Source organism: Bosea sp. Tri-49 (genome assembly GCF_003952665.1).
Lineage (GTDB): Bacteria > Pseudomonadota > Alphaproteobacteria > Rhizobiales > Beijerinckiaceae > Allobosea.
Map to the genome: position 1 here is coordinate 2,314,185 of NZ_CP017946.1, position 16,396 is coordinate 2,330,580.

The following is a 16,396-nucleotide window of genomic DNA, read 5'->3' on the forward strand; positions in this document are numbered from 1 at the left end:
GCGCGCCCCACTAGGAACAGCGCGGTCCGGGCGGCTAGCTCAGCGGTAGAGCACTCCCTTCACACGGGAGGGGTCACAGGTTCGATCCCTGTGCCGCCCACCATTTTCCCCGACATTTTCGGAAGACCCGGCGCACCAGCGCAGGGCGTGAAGATGCGCGCCATGCTGGCCCTGATTCGATCAGCGGCACTTCCGGCGCTTCGTCCCCTCCCGGGCAGCCACCACGAACAGATCAGCGCATCCGGACAGCCCCAACGCACAAAGACCGCCGAGCGTCGGCTCGGCGGTCTCTGGAAGGCGCTGCTTTACGAGCCTGGGTCAGGCTGCGGCGTAGCCGACCGTGCCCTTGATCTCGAGGAATTCCTCGAGGCCGAAGTCAGCATATTCGCGGCCATTGCCGGACTGCTTGTAGCCGCCGAACGGGGCGCCGGCGTCCCAGGCGGGATAGTTGATGTAGACGTTGCCGGAGCGCATCTGCGCCGCGACCTTGCGCGCCCGCTCGAGCGAGCCGGACTGGACGTAGGAGGCGAGCCCGTAGGGTGTGTCGTTCGCCCGCGCGATCACTTCCTCTTCGCTCTCATAGGGCAGGATCGACAGCACCGGCCCGAAGATCTCCTCGCGCGCGATCGTCATCTCGTCGGTCACGTTGCCGAAGACCGTCGGCCGGACAAAGTAGCCGCGGTTGAGGTCCTCGGGCCGGCCCGGTCCGCCGGTGACCAAGGTCGCGCCTTCCTTGATGCCGCTCTCGATGAGGCGCTGAATCTTGTCGAACTGCGTCTCGCTGACGACCGGGCCGAGAAAGACGCTCTCCGCCGACGGCGCGCCGACCTTGAGCGGTTCGGCGGTCGCCTTGGCGATGGCCAGCGCGTCCTCATGCAGCCTGGCCGGCACGAACATCCGTGTCGGCGCATTGCAGGACTGGCCGGAGTTGCGCATCACGCTCTCGACGCCGAGCTTGACCGCCCGCTTCAGGTCGACATCGTCGAGCAGGATGTTGGCCGACTTGCCGCCGAGCTCCTGATGCACGCGCTTGACCGTGTCGGCGGCCGCCTTGGCAACCAGGATGCCGGCGCGGGTCGAGCCGGTGAAGGAGACCATGTCGACGCCGGGATGGCGCGAGATCGCTTCGCCGACCGTCGGGCCATCTCCGTTGACGAGATTGAACACGCCCTTGGGCACGCCGGCCTCGTGCATCACCTCGGCGAAGATAATCGCATTCATCGGGGCGATCTCGGAAGGCTTCAGCACCATGGTGCAGCCAGCCGCGAGAGCCGGCGCGACCTTGCACATGATCTGATTCAGCGGCCAGTTCCAGGGCGTGATCATACCGACGACGCCGATCGGCTCCTTGGCGATCAGGGTGGTGCCGCGCAGTTCCTCGAACTCGAAATTCTCCAGCGTCTCGATCATTTTGGCGAGATGCCCGGTGCCCATCGCAGCCTGCGCCCGGTGAGCCAATTCCTTCGGCGCGCCCATCTCCTGCGACAGCGCGTCCGCGATATCGGCATAGCGCGCCTTATAGGCTTCGAGCAGGCGCCGCATCAGCGCCAGCCGCTCCTGCTTCGAGGTTGCGGCGAAGGCCGGAAAGGCGGCGCGTGCCGCCGCGACGGCCTTGTCGACATCGGCCTCACTGCCGAGCGCGATCTGCGCGAATGCCTCCTCGGTCGAGGGGTCGATCACGTCGAGGGTCTTCAGGCCGGCAGCGGGGTCGACCCAGGCACCGTCGATGTAGAACTGGAGGGCATGAGACATGAGCGGGCTTCCTTCCTTCTGCGCGACGCTCGGCCGGACATGTGAACCGGCCTGCCCCTGCGCTGTGTCTTGTCAGATACAGCGTAGCAGCCCGGAGGCGCCTGTCATCGCGCGGTGGGCGAATGGGGGGAATACCCTGCGCGGGAGCGGCCGACGACGAATTGCCATATCTGGGCGCCTTTCCGATCGGACGCGTAGCCGGAACGTCAGCAAGAAGCAGGCTGCACATTTGGTGCAATGTAGCCACCGAATCCTGGGCGAAGGGCGCAGGCGCGACATCTTCGAGTCGCGAGACCTTGCGTTGCGTCAAGTGAATGGGTGACACCTACCATGCTTCGATTTCAGCAGCGCGCTTCGCGCGCGCTCGGCGCCCTCGCGATCGCCTTGTGGCTCGCCGCCCCGTCAGCTCGGGCGGAAGCGCCGATAACGGTCAAGGGCGGCGAGACCGTCACGATCAGCGGCGTCCGCAGCATCCTCATCCGGGCTCCACATCCCAAGGGCAGCGTGATCCTGCTGACCGGCGGCGACGGGCGTCTTGAGGTCGGCAGCGGCGCGCGCTTCGGCAAGGCCGGAGACAACGTCCTGATCCGCAACCGCGATGCGTTCGTCGCACAAGGCTACAACGTGCTTCTCGCCGAGCTCGGGACGAACCTCTCCGCTGCAGTCGACCACATGGCCGCCATCAAGCGCCCGGTCATCGTGATCGCCACCAGCAAGGGCACGCAGCGAGCCGCCGAAGGGCTCGTGGAGGGCGCCATGCCGGACAGGCTGGTCCTGACCTCCGGCTTCCTCAGCAAGGCATCCGGTCCCGACGACACCGTCCAGAGCATCCTGGGAACGCCGAACCGGCTGCCTCGAACGCTCGCGCTGCACCATCGCGAGGATCGCTGCCGCTGGACACAGCCTGCCGGCGTCGCGCCCTTCCAGGCCTGGGCCGGCGGCCGGGCCCATATCGAGTGGATGAGTGGCGGCAATGCCGACGAGGCCAATCCCTGCCGCTCCAGCGCTCATCACGGCTTTGCGGGGCAAGACGAGGAGTTCGTCGCCCGCATCGTCAAGTTCATGATGCGCTGAAGGCGGCCGCACAGCCGCGCAATGTTCGAGCAAACCGACGCAACGACCACTCCACCGGAGCCACCGTGGAGATCGGATCATGCGATTCGGCAATGGACAATCCGTGGCAATCGCCGGCCGCGCCTTGCACGCCTATCTCGATTTCGTCCAGCGGACGACCCGTTTCAAGCCGGCGATCCCGGGCGCCAGGCCGTGGGAACGAAGCCGCGAGCCCTTCATCGCCTTGACCTGGCATGGCCAGCAGATGTTGAGTCTGGCGGCGCTGGACGGCGCCTCGCAGGTCGCGATCCTGGCCTCGCTGCATTTCGATGGATCCGTGGTGGCCTCGGTGGTGGGGCGGGCCGGTTTCCAGGTTATCCGCGGTTCGGGCACGCAGAGCCGCACGAAGATCCAGGCCAAGCGCGCCATTCCCGCCTTCTTCGAGATGCGCGAGGCACTGCGCGACGGAACCAGTCTCCTGCTCACCGCCGATGTCCCGAAGGTTGCGCGCGTCGCCGGCCAGGGCGCGGTCCAGCTCGCGCGCGCCACGGGCCGACCGATCTATCTCTTCGCCGCGGTGACCAGCGCGCGCGTCGAACTCGACAATTGGGACAAGGCGAGCATCGCCCTGCCCTTCGGCCGCGGCTGCATTCTCTGGTCGGAGCCGCTCTATGTCCGCCGAACGGCGGACGAGCGCGAGATGGGCCTGATCGCGCTCGATATTTCGAGCCAGCTCGACGAGCTGCACGCCACGGCACGTCGCCTTATCGAGCGGCGCCGCTAGGACCGAAGCCTTGTTTATCCGAGACGTGTCAGCGACCCGGCGAGGGGCAGTCAGCCGGCGTGGCGCAGATTCTGCCGGGCGGGCGCAGCTGTTCCTGCACACCCGCCGGCTCGATGACGATGCGGCTGAGATCGCCGGAAAGGCGCAGGCCGAGGCCGGAGGAAATCAGAACGATGCGGGCGCGCGTGGAGGCGAGGATGGTGGCGTTGGCGCCGGCGAGAAAATGGGCGCTGCCGCCGAGGCTGCCATAGGTGCCGAACACATCCTCGTAGCGGTCGAGCCCGTAGACCAGCATGATCACCCGGCCGTAATCGGCGCCGAGGCCGATGCCGACGGAGAGCGCCGACCAGCTCACCGGCATCGGAATCCCGTCGGAGAAGCGCAATTCGCCGCTGCCATGGCGGCCGCCGAGTACGAAGGAACCGCTGAGCTCGCCGCCGACGATATAGGCGTTCGGCTCGCCGAAGAGCGCAAGCGAGCGTTCGATCGGGATGCTGACCGTCTTGGAAGCGGTGTCGAAGACGCCCTCGACGATCCCGAAAATATCCTGCCGCGGGGTTGTCGGCAGCTGGCCGGCCCGGACATCCCCTTTCGTGACAGCCCCCTGCGCGAGCACGAGGCTCGGCACCAAGGCCAGCAGCGTGGCCAGCATGAAGCGCAGCCCAGGCCAACTCCGGATGACGCGTAACGCGGACATCAGGCCGGCAGCTCCGGGAGAGAGTTGAACGGCAATGGCAATACGGTCCATGCAGAGACAGGAAGAGGCGAGCGCCCCGCTCCGCAAGCCATACCCCGATCGAGGTTCCGTGACGACCCGCAACGCCGCATCAATCTCCAGCCGATCGCAAGCGACAGACCTGCTCTCCCGAGAAGGTCGCCGCGCAGCCCGGCATGATAGCGGAGACCGGCCATGACCTCACTGTCGCGCGCCCTCACCCTGCGTCTGTCGCTGCTCGGCATCGTCCTGTTCACCGCCTTCATCGGCGCTGTCATCGCCTTCGCCCTGATCACCGAGGATCCTGGCGCCCTGCGCAACGACGTCACCTCCCGGATCATCCGGCAAGGCGTGCGCCAGCAATCCGGCAACGCCTTGCAGGTCGAGAAGACCGCAGACCTGACCCGGATCGAGCGCGCCAGCCCCGGCCTCTGGTACCTCGTCTCGGATGGACGTTCCGTCGTCGAGTATGCGCCAGAGTTGCGGCCGGGCCTGCCGATCGACATTCGGCTCGACGGGCCGACCATCGCTGCGCAGATGCGGGTCGGCGGCGATAATGCGCTCGCCTTCGACGTGATCGAGAAGGACGGCAACCGCTTCATCGTCGCAACCGGCGGCGGCCGACCGGGCTGGGATCTGATCCTCGGCTTCTACTTGCGGGCCATCGCGGGCTCGGCGCTGGCGATCTCGGTGGTCTTCGGCCTGCTGATCGCAGGCGCGATCGCCATGTCGGTGTCCTATATTGGCGAGCGGCTGCGCAGCGCCGCGGAGGCCGCTGCCCGGATCGACCCCAGGGCGCCGCGCGGCCTGCTGCCGACCGAGGAGACCCCGATCGAGCTGATGCCGCTGACCACGGCGCTCAATGCCGCGCTCGACCAGATCGCCGGGAACATGGAGGTGCAGCAGCGCTTCATGAACAATGTCGCGCACGAGCTGCGCACCCCGCTGACCGTGATGCGCGGCCGGATCGACGCGCTGCCGAACGATCAGATGCGGCTGGCGCTCACCACCGACGTCAACCGGCTGACCACCATCGTCTCGTCGATGCTGCAGCTCGCGCGCCTGCACAGCACGGAACTCCCCTTCGAGCCGCTGCAGCTCAACAGCACCGCCCGCGCGGTACTGGCCGATCTCGCGCCGCTGATCCTGAGCAACGGCGCCGATATCGCGCTGGAGGAGGAAGGCGATCGCCGATCGCTGATCCAGGCTAACGAGCCTACGGTCCGGGCGGCCATCGCCAATCTGGTCGACAACGCGCTGCGCCACGCCCAAGCGAAATCGACAATCCTGGTCAAGGTGATCGACAGCGCCGTGGTTGAAGTCGCCGATGACGGGGTCGGCATCGAGGCCTCCGACCGCTCGCAGGTGACCGAGCCGTTCAACCGGATGTCGCCGAATTCCACCGGTGCCGGGCTTGGCCTGACGATCGTGCGCGACATCATGGCGGCCCATGGCGGGACGCTCACCATCCTTGGCCGGCCGGGCGGCGGCACCATGGTGCGGCTGGTCTTCCCGCCGTCCGAGCCCGGCACCTGAGGCGCTGTCTCAAAGCGCCCTTCTTTCCGAGTTCAGCGTCATTCCGAGACTTCGCGCAGCGAAGGGCCCGGAACCCAGAACCGATGCCGACTACAATTGATAGCGCTACGGTCGCCGCGCTTTTCCGGAGATGGCAGCTATTCTGGGTTCCGGGCTCAGGCCTTCGGTCTGCCCCGGAAAGACGGCATCATCCGTCTCGGAGAACCACGTGCTATGCTACCGTTTCCGACACCCTCAGCATATAGCCGATGCCGCGCAGCGAGGTGATCTCGACCCGGGCGCCGGCATCCTTGAGCTTGCGCCGCAGCCGCGAGATCTGCGCCTCCAGCGTGTTCGACTCGATCAGATCGTCGAAGCCGTAGACGGCCTCGATCAGGACGTCGCGGGTGACGACGCGGCCGACGCGCTGGACCAGTGCTTCCAGGATCAGCGCCTCGCGCCGCCGCAGGTCGAGCAGTTCCGAACCGACGGAGGCACAGCGCCCCTCGAGATCGAGCGAGAGATTGCCCGCGGTGATCACCAGCGAGCGCTTGGGATTGCGCCGGCGCATGATGACCCGCAGGCGCGCCAGCAGCTCCTCCGGCTCGAAGGGCTTGACCAGGTAGTCGTCCGCGCCGCCGTTCAAGCCCTCGATCACGTCGGCTTTGGCATCGCGGGCGGTCAGAATCAGGAAAGCGGGCCGCGTATCGGAAGCGTTCAGCGCCTTGACGATCGACAGACCGTCGCCATCAGGCAGGCGCCGATCCACGATGACGATGTCGAAGGGAGTAGAGCGCAGGGCCGCCAGCGCCGCATCGATCGTGGTCGTGCGATCGGCGATCAGCCCTGCATTGGTAAGGAGCGAGGACAGGAAAGCCATCAGCTGAGGCTCGTCCTCGACGATCAGTGCGCGCATTAAGGGGTCGATTCAGGGTGCACGGATGGAACGTGATGCCGGAATAGGGGCGAAATATCCAGACACATCACGCTCCATCCATGCCTTGGCGCGGCAATAAGGCCGCAAGGCGATCCAGGCCGGTCACCTGGCCCGGGATTTCAGGATTCAGAACCGGTAGTTCAGGCCGGTCTTGACGATATGCTCGCTGACACCGACGCGGGCGCGGCCGCTGTTGAACTGGAAGTTCTGCTTGCCGAGCGAGACATAGTTGTACTCGACCTTGGCGGAGAGATTGTCGGTGATGCCGTATTCGGCGCCGGCGCCGACGACATAGCCGATCTTGCTCTTCTCCTTCGAGACCAGGCCGTCGCTCGCCTTCAGGCTGCCATAGGCGACACCGCCGAGGCCGTAGACCAGGAGGCGATCGAAGGCGAAGCCGGCGCGGGCCTTCAGGGTGCCGGCGTAGCGCATGTCCGCGCTGGTGCCGCCGGTGCGCTTGGCGCCCTTGCCGAAGCCGTTCATCGACATATCGGCCTCGAGGCCGGTGACGAGACCGCCCATCTGGAGGTTGTAGCCGACCTGACCACCGAGCAGGATTTCGTTGCGGCTCTTCTTGGCGGTTCCCTCGAAACGGTCGAAGGCGGCGCCGGCATGCACACCGGCGTAGATGCCGTTCCAGTTATAGGGACGCGGCTGCGAATAGGCCGGCTGGTATTGCTGCACGCGCGCGGGACGATCGGCCGCCATGGCCGGAACCGCGAGCAGGGCCAGCAGGCCGAGGCCGACCATCGGAATGAGACGCTTCATCAAAGGCTCCTTGCGGCGGCTTGATCGCCGCCGACGCATCAGGCTTGCGACCGCAGGTCCGTTCATCGGACCGGGTCAGCACGGCGCAGATTGCGGGCGAAGATTACGGCAACGTTGCCCGCCATGCGGGCACCAGCCTGAATCAGGTCCGTTGGAGGTGTACGGTCGCCGCGGGTGGCGCTCAGCCGCGGCCGATGCGCTCAGGACGCGGCTGCGCGCCGTGCGTGCTGCTCGCCCATTCGGCCAAGGGCGAGGTCGCCTGGAACTGCTCGATCGCGAGCAGCGTGATGTCGCCGGAATGGCCGGAGCGGCGCAGGCCGAGAATCAGGCGTGCGAGCCATTCGCGATGGGGATTCTCGAACGGTCCGTCGATCGGGCCGACATGCCGCCACGCCTCATGAAAGGCTGTTCCGAGGGCAGCGAGTTCGTCTGGTCCGGCATTGAGTTGGCACGCAGGCATGGCGAGCTTCCCGGCGTTTGCATGCAGCGGACCAGAGCCCGCTCGGCTTTGCAATCGGAAGTTGCCCCTTCATCTGAATACTAGGCGAACGGCCGGTTAACGACAATCGGAGAAGCCGTCAGAGGCTGCTCACAATCTCGCGCGGATAACGAGCGGCGAAATCACGAGCCGAAGCACGGAAGGCGACCCACGCAGGCAGTCCCTCTGCCGGAGAGTGATAGGCTTCGCGAAGAAGGTGACGGGTGCGTTCGTCGATAGCGGCATCAGGGTCGATGCGCGCCGAGCGGCAGAGCGCCCGCGCGATCCTGATGATGCGCTGTTCTTCGCTGTCTTCGGGAATCATGGTCGGCAGGCCTCGACATCGTCACTACGTATGCGGCGCAACGAGAACGCACCGATGCCCCCCGCGGTTCCCCGAAATTGCTCGCCTCGCTTCCGCCCGAAAACCGCCCAGATCGGGCCAAGCAGCCTTCAGACAGCCGCGCCTGTTGCACACCGGCAACGGGCGCCTCCAAAGCTCGGAAGGTCGCGCCGATGTGAACGCCGATCGATTGTATGGCAGCCCTCGCTCTGCCAGAGATTTGGGGAATTGTTGACGTTTTTCCGTCACCTTTCTTAGCGCCCGCCACCCCCGCACTCCCTTCCGAGGCCGCAATGCTCCGCTTCTTCCGTTTGGCCCTGATCGCCGGCACGGCCGTCGCGGCCACGGCGACTGCCGCGATCGCCGAGATCGACCCGCTCACCCGCCAGCCGCTCGTCACCTATGTCGACCCCGCCAAGGCGCAGGCGACCGCGATCCCGCGCGAGGTTGTCTCCTTCAGCGGCACCTATCGCCCCGGCACGATCGTGATCAACACGAGCGAGCGCCGCCTCTATTTCGTGCTGCCCGATGGCAAGGCCGTCCGCTACGGCGTCGGCGTCGGCCGCCCCGGCTTCGACTGGGCCGGCTCGCAGACCGTCACCCGCAAGGCCGAGTGGCCGGGCTGGACCCCGCCGGCGCAGATGCTGAAGCGCCGCCCCGATCTGCCGCGCTTCATGCCCGGCGGCCCGGAGAACCCGCTCGGCGCCCGCGCCATGTATCTCGGCTCGACCCTTTACCGCATCCACGGCTCGAACGAGCCGGAGACGATCGGCCAGGCGGTCTCCTCCGGCTGCATCCGCATGCTGAACGAGGACGTGATCGACCTCTACGAGCGCGCCAAGGTCGGCACCCGCGTCGTCGTCGCCCGCTGAACGAACGCTGCATCGCGCATTACGAAAGGCCGGCCTCGTGCCGGCCTTTTTGTTTGCTTCGACCCGCCCCGGCAACGAGGCGCAGGGCGATCAGAACGGGGCCGTGAAATATACTCGGGCGGCCACGACACCGGCCAGCAGAAGCAGCAGGACGAGGCACTGCAACAGGTCCCGGGCGATCTCGCTGGACCGCGTATCGGACAGCTCGTTGCGAGGTCCGGTCCGATGCGCAGCCGCGCGCCGCTGTCTCTCCGACGCTTCATAAGTGGTCATGGCGACCTCCGTATTTGACGGCGGATGATCGACCAGGTCCGCGTAAGCTCGCGATGCCGGCCATGGCTCGGCGTCATCAAGCCCGCATAAGCGCGAGGACGCGCTCATGCGGGCTGTTGAAAGTCAGGCCGCTGAACGATGCTCGATCGCGTGACCATTGCTCGGTCGCGGCAGGTCATCGAGCGCGTATTTGAGTTCCTCGGCCAGCGAGGGCTGCGCCGCGACCAGAGGCAACCGGCAGACGGAGCCGACACCCGGATGCTGGAACGACAGGGCCAGCTTGACCGCGACCGGATCGGGCTCTCGGGACAGCAGGTCATGGAGCGGGATCAGCCGCCGCTGGAGGGTCTGGGCCTGCTCGAATGCACCGGCGCGGCAGGCTTCCCTGATCCGGCGCAGCAGGCGCGGCGCGAGATTGCCGATGCTGGTGACCGCGCCGCAGCCGCCCGCGACGACATAGGACGGGATGGTGTCGCTGGCCCCGGTTAGGCGCAGGAAGTGCCGGCTGCAGTTGCGCATGATGCGATCGCAACGGGCGATATCGCCGCGCCGCTCGAGGATGCCGACGATGGTCGGATGTTCGGCCATCTCGGCCAGGGTTCCGGGTGCAAGGTCGATGGCGCAACGATCGGGATCGTTGTCGATGATCACAGGTAGCGAGGTGACCTCCGCCACCGACAGGACGTGCCGGACAAGGCCGGCCTGCGTCGGCTTGCTGTAATAGGGCAGCCGCAGGAGAATGGCGCTCGCCCCTGCCGCAGTCGCCTCCCTGACTTCCGCGATGCTGTCCGCGGCCGAATACGACCCGGCGGCAGCCAGGATCGGATAACCAGGCCCAGCCGCGGCGCGCGCAACCGTGACGAGCCGGATGCGTTCCTTGCCGGACAGCGTCGAATACTCGCCGCTGGCAGAGCCGAGCACGATGCCATCGGCACCCTCCTGGACCTGCCAGTCCACCAGCCGAGCCAGGCTTGGCTCGTCGAGGGCGCCGGCCCTGAAGGGCGTGACGAGCGCGGTGAACATCCCATGAAGCCAGTGATCCATATCGACCTCGGCAGAGTGGATTGACGATGGAGGCGCAGCGGAGCGTTCTGCTCCGCTGCGCCTCGGCCGAACTCGGGACGACCGGTGAAACAGGGGCCGAGGGCCCTCAAACCCCACGGGGCGGTCGGGGTTCGATGGCGCCTCTGGTTCCAAACGTGCCCGAGCACGACGCCGGATCAAGGCTAGGCCGGTCGGCATAAGGGTTCGATGCGGATCGGGGCGAATAGTGTGAAGCCGGCATCAGGGCGGCGTGCCGAACGAGGATGTGATTAACCTCTGCGAGCGCTTCGTCTCCGTCGCGCGCTGAATGCCACTGCAGAAGGGTTACGAAAGGCCGGCGTGAAGCTGGCCTTTTTGTTTGCTTCGATTCATGCCGGCTATGCGGCGGCCGAGCGCGATGAAGCCGCATTGTCGGTGCGACAGGCACGGGCGAACGCTCTCGGCGAGCAGCCGATCCGCCGGCGAAACGCCGTGCTGAAAGCACTGGCGGATTCATAACCTATCTCCTCCGCGAGGCGCTCAAGCGATCTTGCCCCGCGGTTCAACGCGTCCTGCGCCAGAGCCATCCGCCAACGCGCCAAATATTCGATCGGGGCGCAGCCAAGAGCCTCGGCAAACCGGTTCGCAAAGGACGATCGCGACATGCCGGCGAGGTCGGCGAGGTCGGCAACCGTCCATCCAGCCCGAACATCGGAGTGGAGTGCACGCAGGACCTTGGCCATGGCCGGGTCGCGCATCCCGGCCAGCAGCCCGGTCGGCCAAACTCCCTCCTCGACGCCATGCCAGCGCAGGCACTCGACCAGCATCACCTCCAGCAGGCGCTGCAGGATCATGTCCCGGCCCGCGCGATCGGCTGCGCACTCGTCCATGATCAAGCCGACGATGCCGGAAATCCGGCCGGCTCCGCCGTCCACCGCGCGAATATGGATCATACGGGGTAGCAGCCCGAGCAGAAGCGGCGCGTTGACCTGCTCGACCTGAAAGGCACCGCCCAGCATTTCGACATCGGGCTCGCCATCGATCTCGCCATGCCGGGTAGCCTTTTCAGACGGCTCCACCAGCACAGGGGCGACGCCGGGCTCGCTGAACAACGCAAAGGCCGGCGTCGACGGCAGGAGCACGAAGTCACCGCGCTCGAGCCGCACCGGTTCGGCCATGTCGAGCGCAAGCCAGCATTGTCCGGACAGAACGATCGCGAAGCCCGGCTGCCCGTAGGCCGCATAGCGAACGCCCCAGGCGCCCCGCCCGGTTATCGGCTTCGACAAAGCGGCGTGAGGGCGCAGCAGGGCAACGATATCGCTGAGAGGGTCCATTTGGACGATCGATAATGTTTCATGGATCTACGATTATAGATCGTCCCGAAATTCTGTCTATTGGAGGCAGTGCGACCAACGGAGATCAGAATGATCAAGACAGTCCTCATCACCGGCACCTCATCGGGATATGGCAAGGCGACAGCCGAGCTCTTCCTGCGGCGCGGCTGGAACGTGCTGGCGACGATGCGCCGCCCCGAATCGGCTTCGTTCGAGGTGAGCTCGGGCCGGTTGAAAGTGCTTCCTCTCGACGTCACCGACCAGAGCAGCATCGACGCGGCGATCGCCGAGGGCGTCGCCACCTTCGGTGCGATCGACGCATTGGTGAACAATGCCGGGATCGGCATGGCCTCAGTCGTCGAGGCGACGCCGGATGCGACGATCCGCGAGGTGTTCGAGACCAACACCTTCGGCGTTTTTGCGACCTGCCGCGCCATCATCCCGCAAATGCGCAAGCAAGGCGGTGGTCATGTCGTCAACCTCACCTCGAGCACGACCATCGGGGTCATGCCGCTCGTGGCGATCTATGCCGCCAGTAAATGCGCCGTCGAGGGCTTCACGGAATCGCTGTCCTACGAGTTGGAGGGCTTCGGCATCAAAGCCAGGCTGGTGGAACCGGGCTACGCGCCGACCACGAGCTTCACCGCCAATGGCACCCCACGCATGCAGGGCCTTATTCCGCCCGATTACAGCAGCTTCGCCCAGTCCTGCTTCGGTAAGATGGCGAGCTATCCGACGCCGTACTGCACCGAGGAGGAGGTCGCCGAGGCCGTCTTTGCAGCCGCGACAGACGATGGTCGAAAGATCCGCTATCCGGCCGGCGCCGACACCAAGCTGCTGGCGGAACTGCGCTGGTCGACCTCGGAAGATCATTACCTGCAGAAGATGCGCGAGATGTTCGGCCCGGAGCTCGCCGCTTAGAGCCAGACGCACGCTGGAGCTGGTCCAGCGGTCTGCGCATGCTGAACAAGGACACAATCGGCCGCTACGAGCCTGCCGAGGGTCGCACCCGAGCGTCGTCGCCCGCTGATCCGCCCTATCGACCGCTGCGCTCAAGGCCGGCCTCGTGCCGGCCTTTTTCGTTCGCATAAGTTGTGGACCGCCACGGCGCGCCCGCTGCAATAAGGTGCGATGTTCAGGTTCTTCGATTCGATTGTCGATCCGACCGCATCGCCGCCGGGCCAGCCCCCCGGCGGTCTCCTATCGTTCTATTGGCATTTCGTGCGCCAGGCGAAGGGCCTGTTCGCTGCGCTGTTCCTGATCGGCTTCACGCTCGCCGTGATCGAGGCGGTGGTGCCCTATCTGATCGGCCGCCTCGTCTCTGTACTGTCGTCGGTCGCGCGCGAACGGGTTTTCGACGCTGCCGGCCAGCTGCTTTTGATCATGGCGGCGATCGTGCTCGTGGTCCGGCCGCTCGGCACCATCCTGTTCCGCCTGCTCGTGAACCACTCGATCGCGGTCTCCTTCACGACGCTGATCCACTGGCAGAACTACTGGCATGTCGTCCGCCAGCCGCTCGCCTTCTTCCAGGACGACTTCGCCGGGCGACTGGCCAACCGGGTGATGCAAACGGCCCGACCACTGCGGGAAAGCATCGTCGCCTTCGTTCGAGCGGTCTGGCAGATACTCGTCTTCGGCGCGACCGCAATCGGTCTGCTCGGCACGCAGGACCTTCGCCTGGCGGCGCCGATGCTGGTCTGGTTTCTGTTCTATGGGGGGCTCCTCGCCTACACGCTGCCGAAGGTGCAGGTCAGGTCTCGTGAGACCTCGGAGACGCGCTCGGCGATCTCCGGGAAAGTCGTCGACACGTTCACCAACATGATGACGGTCAAGCTGTTCGGGCGCCGAGCCGATGACGACGCCTATATTCGCGACGGATTTCTTCGCTTCCAGACCGCTTTCGCCCGCCAGCAGCAGCTCAATACCGTCTATGTGTTTTGCTTGGTCTGCCTCAACGCGGTCCTGCTGGTCACAACCGGCGGCATCGGCGTCTGGCTTTTCTCCGAGGGACGCGCCGACGCGGGGACGCTGACGACCGCCCTTCTCCTCACCACCCAGATCATTGCCATGTCGGGCTGGGTGGCGTTCGAGATCGCAGGGATTTTCGAGAACATCGGCATCGTGCAGGAGGGCATGAAAACCATCGCGCAGCCGCTCAGCCTGCTCGACAAGCCCGACGCGCGTCCGCTCGAGGCCCAGGATGGCGAGATCCGGTTCGAGAATCTGCATTTCCACTACAGCCAGCCGCACCGCGTGGTGGACGGGCTGTCTTTGACCATCGCCGCCGGTGAAAAGGTCGGTCTCGTCGGACGCTCCGGCGCGGGCAAGTCGACGCTCATCAATCTGCTGCTGCGCTTCTATGAGCCGCAATCGGGCCGCATCCTGATCGACGGGCAGGACATCGCCCATGTCACCGAGGAATCGCTGCGCGCCCGGATCGCGGTGGTGGCTCAGGACTCTTCACTTTTGCATCGCTCCATCGGCGAGAACATCCTCTACGCCCGCCAGGAGGCCGACGAAGGCATGATGCGCGATGCCGCCCGAAAGGCGCAGGCAGATGCCTTCATCGACAAGCTGGTGGATGGCAAGGGACGCCAGGGCTTCGAAGCCTTTGTCGGCGAGCGCGGCGTCAAGCTCTCCGGCGGGCAGCGCCAGCGGATCGCCATCGCCCGGGTGATCCTGAAGGATGCCCCGATCCTCCTGCTCGACGAGGCGACGTCGTCCCTCGACTCACAGGTCGAGGCCGCGATCCAGGAAGCGCTCTCGGAGCTGATGCGCGGCAGGACGGTTATCGCCATCGCCCATCGGCTCTCCACGCTTCAGCTCATGGACCGCCTGGTGGTGATGGACGCCGGACGCATCGTCGAACAGGGCACCCATGCGGACCTGCTCGCCGCCGGCGGGCTTTATGCCGACCTCTGGGCGCATCAATCCGGCGGCTTTATCGTGCCGCAACGCCCTCAGCGCGGGGGAAGATAAGCAGAGCCTGCTGCGCGCTCAGCCTCTCCTGGCCCGCTCCCGCGACAGCCCCTTCGCTGCGAGATCGTCGAGATAGGCCTGCAGCTTCGCCTCGCCATCGCGGCCAAGCTCGCGCAGATAATCCCAGCCATAGATGCCGGTGTCGTGCATGTCGTCGAAGGTCAGGCGGACGGCGTAATGGCCGACCGGCTCGACCTTGATGATCTCGACCTCGCGCTTGCCCGGCACGGTCTGCTTCTGCGTCGGGCCATGGCCCTGGACCTCGGCCGAGGGGCTCTCGACCCGCAGCAATTCGGCGGCGAGTGCATGACTCTCGCCGCTCTCGAAGGTGACATGCAGGGTGCGGCGATCCTTCGACAGGCGGATCTCGCTCGGCCAATCTGACATCTTCGTGTTTCTCCAGAACGGCTTGCGACCATCAGCCTGCTTGACCGCGGGCTTGCGGCCGACAATGCTGCCTTCCTATATCAGAGCAACGGCAGGCGCACTGCGCCGCAAGACCGCGATCGCCCGAGGATTTCAGCCACCGTGCTGCATGACCCCATCAGGCCCTTGATGCGTGCGCCGCTGACCGATCCGTTCGGCCGCGACATCTCCTATCTGCGCATCTCGGTGACGGATCGCTGCGATTTCCGCTGCGTCTACTGCATGTCCGAGGACATGGCCTTCCTGCCGAAGCGTGACTTGCTGACGCTCGAGGAGGTCGACCGCGTCGCCACCGCCTTCGTTTCGCGCGGCACGCGCAAGCTGCGCATCACCGGCGGCGAGCCGCTGGTCAGGCGCGACATCATGAACCTGTTCCGCTCGCTCTCGCGCCACCTCGCCTCGGGCGCGCTCGACGAATTGACCGTGACCACCAACGGCTCGCAGCTTTCCCGCTATGCGCAGGAGCTGGCCGATTGCGGGGTGCGCCGTGTCAACGTGTCGATGGATACACTCGATCCCGAGAAATTCCGCAAGATCACGCGCTGGGGCGATCTCTCCAAGGTGCTCGCCGGCATCGAGGCGGCGCGCGCGGCGGGCCTGCGCGTCAAGATCAATGCGGTCGCGCTGAAAGGCGTCAACGAGGACGAGATCGAGGGGCTGATGCACTGGGCCCATGGGCTCGGCATGGACCTGACGCTGATCGAGGTGATGCCGCTCGGCGATATCGAGCCGGCGCGGCTAGACCAGTTCCTGCCGCTCTCGATGGTGCGGGCCAAGCTGATGGACCGCTACACGCTCGACGACGATCCGTACCGGACCGGCGGGCCGGCGCGCTATGTCCGGGTCCGCGAGACGGACGGCCTCATCGGCTTCATCACGCCGATGACCCATAATTTCTGCGAAAGCTGCAACCGCGTGCGCCTGACCTGCACCGGCACGCTCTATATGTGCCTCGGCCAAGAGGACGCCGCCGACCTGCGCGCGCCGATCCGGGCTTCAAGCGACGACGCCCTGCTCTACCGGGCGATGGAAGAGGCGATCTCGCGCAAGCCCAAGGGCCACGACTTCGTCATCGACCGGCGCCAGCCACGCGCCGCCGTCGGCCGGCACATGAGCGTGACCGGCGGCTGAGACGGCGCGGGCC

The 16,396-nt window shown here is 66.1% G+C and carries 17 protein-coding genes and 1 tRNA gene; 8 read left to right on the plus strand and 10 right to left on the minus strand.

The window, feature by feature from the left end:
* Window positions 1–28: 28 nt before the first annotated feature.
* Window positions 29–103: transfer RNA gene (locus BLM15_RS11465), tRNA-Val, on the plus strand.
* Window positions 104–318: 215 nt separating this feature from the next.
* Here the strand turns inward: BLM15_RS11465 and BLM15_RS11470 are convergent.
* Window positions 319–1,752, minus strand: a complete 1,434-nt coding sequence (locus tag BLM15_RS11470; RefSeq protein ID WP_126112870.1) for an aldehyde dehydrogenase family protein — start codon at window positions 1,750–1,752, stop codon at window positions 319–321.
* A 330-nt stretch (window positions 1,753–2,082) separates the two neighbouring features.
* Here BLM15_RS11470 and BLM15_RS11475 point away from each other — a divergent pair, with 330 nt between their 5' ends.
* Window positions 2,083–2,826 (plus strand): alpha/beta hydrolase, encoded by a 744-nt coding sequence (locus BLM15_RS11475; RefSeq protein ID WP_126112871.1) that lies wholly within the window; start codon window positions 2,083–2,085, stop codon window positions 2,824–2,826.
* 79 nt (window positions 2,827–2,905) lie between these two features.
* Complete coding sequence (locus BLM15_RS11480) at window positions 2,906–3,589, plus strand: lysophospholipid acyltransferase family protein (RefSeq protein ID WP_126112872.1); 684 nt, start codon at window positions 2,906–2,908, stop codon at window positions 3,587–3,589.
* A 28-nt stretch (window positions 3,590–3,617) separates the two neighbouring features.
* Here BLM15_RS11480 and BLM15_RS11485 read toward each other — a convergent pair whose 3' ends face one another.
* On the minus strand, window positions 3,618–4,286 hold the full coding sequence (locus tag BLM15_RS11485) for an EipA family protein (RefSeq protein WP_164547481.1): 669 nt from the start codon (window positions 4,284–4,286) through the stop codon (window positions 3,618–3,620).
* A 213-nt stretch (window positions 4,287–4,499) separates the two neighbouring features.
* On the opposite strand from BLM15_RS11485, the gene BLM15_RS11490 reads away from it, so the two are divergent.
* Window positions 4,500–5,840: a sensor histidine kinase gene (locus tag BLM15_RS11490; protein ID WP_126112874.1), complete on the plus strand. Its 1,341-nt coding sequence runs from the start codon at window positions 4,500–4,502 to the stop codon at window positions 5,838–5,840.
* Between the two features lie 211 nt (window positions 5,841–6,051).
* Here BLM15_RS11490 and BLM15_RS11495 read toward each other — a convergent pair whose 3' ends face one another.
* The 4 genes from BLM15_RS11495 to BLM15_RS11510 form a co-directional block, all read right to left on the minus strand.
* Complete coding sequence (locus tag BLM15_RS11495) at window positions 6,052–6,735, minus strand: response regulator transcription factor (RefSeq protein ID WP_126112875.1); 684 nt, start codon at window positions 6,733–6,735, stop codon at window positions 6,052–6,054.
* 147 nt (window positions 6,736–6,882) lie between these two features.
* Window positions 6,883–7,524, minus strand: coding sequence for an outer membrane protein (locus BLM15_RS11500; protein ID WP_164547482.1), 642 nt, complete (start codon window positions 7,522–7,524; stop codon window positions 6,883–6,885).
* Between the two features lie 181 nt (window positions 7,525–7,705).
* Window positions 7,706–7,984 (minus strand): hypothetical protein, encoded by a 279-nt coding sequence (locus BLM15_RS11505; RefSeq protein WP_126112877.1) that lies wholly within the window; start codon window positions 7,982–7,984, stop codon window positions 7,706–7,708.
* Between the two features lie 118 nt (window positions 7,985–8,102).
* Window positions 8,103–8,327, minus strand: coding sequence for a hypothetical protein (locus tag BLM15_RS11510; protein ID WP_126112878.1), 225 nt, complete (start codon window positions 8,325–8,327; stop codon window positions 8,103–8,105).
* Window positions 8,328–8,638: 311 nt separating this feature from the next.
* Between BLM15_RS11510 and BLM15_RS11515 the strand changes: the two genes are divergently transcribed.
* Complete coding sequence (locus BLM15_RS11515) at window positions 8,639–9,217, plus strand: L,D-transpeptidase (protein WP_126112879.1); 579 nt, start codon at window positions 8,639–8,641, stop codon at window positions 9,215–9,217.
* 90 nt (window positions 9,218–9,307) lie between these two features.
* Here the strand turns inward: BLM15_RS11515 and BLM15_RS11520 are convergent, their stop codons facing one another.
* The 3 genes from BLM15_RS11520 to BLM15_RS11530 form a co-directional block, all read right to left on the minus strand.
* On the minus strand, window positions 9,308–9,490 hold the full coding sequence (locus tag BLM15_RS11520) for a hypothetical protein (protein ID WP_126112880.1): 183 nt from the start codon (window positions 9,488–9,490) through the stop codon (window positions 9,308–9,310).
* Window positions 9,491–9,613: 123 nt separating this feature from the next.
* Window positions 9,614–10,534 (minus strand): dihydrodipicolinate synthase family protein, encoded by a 921-nt coding sequence (locus tag BLM15_RS11525; protein ID WP_164547483.1) that lies wholly within the window; start codon window positions 10,532–10,534, stop codon window positions 9,614–9,616.
* Between the two features lie 377 nt (window positions 10,535–10,911).
* Window positions 10,912–11,847 carry an AraC family transcriptional regulator gene (locus tag BLM15_RS11530; protein ID WP_126112882.1) on the minus strand — a complete coding sequence of 312 codons (936 nt, stop codon included), beginning with the start codon at window positions 11,845–11,847 and terminating at the stop codon, window positions 10,912–10,914.
* A 90-nt stretch (window positions 11,848–11,937) separates the two neighbouring features.
* Here BLM15_RS11530 and BLM15_RS11535 point away from each other — a divergent pair, with 90 nt between their 5' ends.
* Entirely contained in the window at window positions 11,938–12,768 is an 831-nt protein-coding gene (locus BLM15_RS11535) for an SDR family oxidoreductase (protein ID WP_126112883.1), read from the plus strand.
* A 357-nt stretch (window positions 12,769–13,125) separates the two neighbouring features.
* Window positions 13,126–14,826: an ABC transporter ATP-binding protein gene (locus BLM15_RS11540; protein WP_335904828.1), complete on the plus strand. Its 1,701-nt coding sequence runs from the start codon at window positions 13,126–13,128 to the stop codon at window positions 14,824–14,826.
* An 18-nt stretch (window positions 14,827–14,844) separates the two neighbouring features.
* Here BLM15_RS11540 and BLM15_RS11545 read toward each other — a convergent pair whose 3' ends face one another.
* A complete protein-coding gene (locus BLM15_RS11545; protein WP_126112885.1) occupies window positions 14,845–15,213 on the minus strand; it encodes a gamma-butyrobetaine hydroxylase family protein in 369 nt (122 codons plus the stop codon).
* A gap of 168 nt (window positions 15,214–15,381) precedes the next feature.
* Here BLM15_RS11545 and moaA point away from each other — a divergent pair, with 168 nt between their 5' ends.
* A complete protein-coding gene (moaA, locus tag BLM15_RS11550) occupies window positions 15,382–16,383 on the plus strand; it encodes a GTP 3',8-cyclase MoaA (protein WP_126112886.1) in 1,002 nt (333 codons plus the stop codon).
* Window positions 16,384–16,396: the final 13 nt, after the last annotated feature.

Excerpts from the sequence above, each read along its gene's own strand:
- BLM15_RS11470 (WP_126112870.1), bottom strand. The coding sequence starts at position 1,752 with ATGTCTCATGCCCTCCAGTTCTACATCGACGGTGCCTGGGTCGACCCC.
- BLM15_RS11475 (WP_126112871.1), top strand. The coding sequence starts at position 2,083 with ATGCTTCGATTTCAGCAGCGCGCTTCGCGCGCGCTCGGCGCCCTCGCG.
- BLM15_RS11480 (WP_126112872.1), top strand. The coding sequence starts at position 2,906 with ATGCGATTCGGCAATGGACAATCCGTGGCAATCGCCGGCCGCGCCTTG.
- BLM15_RS11485 (WP_164547481.1), bottom strand. The coding sequence starts at position 4,286 with ATGTCCGCGTTACGCGTCATCCGGAGTTGGCCTGGGCTGCGCTTCATG.
- BLM15_RS11490 (WP_126112874.1), top strand. The coding sequence starts at position 4,500 with ATGACCTCACTGTCGCGCGCCCTCACCCTGCGTCTGTCGCTGCTCGGC.
- BLM15_RS11495 (WP_126112875.1), bottom strand. The coding sequence starts at position 6,735 with ATGCGCGCACTGATCGTCGAGGACGAGCCTCAGCTGATGGCTTTCCTG.
- BLM15_RS11500 (WP_164547482.1), bottom strand. The coding sequence starts at position 7,524 with ATGAAGCGTCTCATTCCGATGGTCGGCCTCGGCCTGCTGGCCCTGCTC.
- BLM15_RS11505 (WP_126112877.1), bottom strand. The coding sequence starts at position 7,984 with ATGCCTGCGTGCCAACTCAATGCCGGACCAGACGAACTCGCTGCCCTC.
- BLM15_RS11510 (WP_126112878.1), bottom strand. The coding sequence starts at position 8,327 with ATGATTCCCGAAGACAGCGAAGAACAGCGCATCATCAGGATCGCGCGG.
- BLM15_RS11515 (WP_126112879.1), top strand. The coding sequence starts at position 8,639 with ATGCTCCGCTTCTTCCGTTTGGCCCTGATCGCCGGCACGGCCGTCGCG.
- BLM15_RS11520 (WP_126112880.1), bottom strand. The coding sequence starts at position 9,490 with ATGACCACTTATGAAGCGTCGGAGAGACAGCGGCGCGCGGCTGCGCAT.
- BLM15_RS11525 (WP_164547483.1), bottom strand. The coding sequence starts at position 10,534 with ATGGATCACTGGCTTCATGGGATGTTCACCGCGCTCGTCACGCCCTTC.
- BLM15_RS11530 (WP_126112882.1), bottom strand. The coding sequence starts at position 11,847 with ATGGACCCTCTCAGCGATATCGTTGCCCTGCTGCGCCCTCACGCCGCT.
- BLM15_RS11535 (WP_126112883.1), top strand. The coding sequence starts at position 11,938 with ATGATCAAGACAGTCCTCATCACCGGCACCTCATCGGGATATGGCAAG.
- BLM15_RS11545 (WP_126112885.1), bottom strand. The coding sequence starts at position 15,213 with ATGTCAGATTGGCCGAGCGAGATCCGCCTGTCGAAGGATCGCCGCACC.
- moaA (WP_126112886.1), top strand. The coding sequence starts at position 15,382 with ATGCGTGCGCCGCTGACCGATCCGTTCGGCCGCGACATCTCCTATCTG.